The organism is Pseudoalteromonas sp. CR1, assembly GCF_019392235.1.
Classification (GTDB): domain Bacteria; phylum Pseudomonadota; class Gammaproteobacteria; order Enterobacterales; family Alteromonadaceae; genus Pseudoalteromonas.
Map to the genome: position 1 here is coordinate 1 of NZ_JAHXRM010000468.1, position 250 is coordinate 250.

At 69.2% G+C, this 250-nt stretch carries 1 protein-coding gene; it reads right to left on the reverse strand.

Going from position 1 to position 250, the window contains the following annotated elements; genetic code table 11:
- On the reverse strand, positions 1 to 250 hold a 250-nt coding region (locus tag KZZ04_RS20180; RefSeq protein WP_306430596.1), incomplete at both ends, for a sigma factor.

Consider the following 250-nt stretch of genomic DNA (forward strand, 5'->3'; position numbering starts at 1 on the left):
CGCGAGGGCGGCTTGAACGTCGGCCAGATCGACCCGACCGTCCTGCTCAGGAGGGCTGGCCAGACGCGCGGCCAGCGCGCCGTCCTCGTCGGCAACCTCTCGCGCCTTGCGTCGGCCGGTGAAGAACTGGTTGCGAAGGATGGTAAAGGTCCACGCCTCGAAGTTCGTGCCCATCCTGAACCTCGTCCGGTTGCGCCACGCCCGCAGCAGCGTCTCCTGCACGAGGTCGTCCGCGGCGGAAGCATCGCGG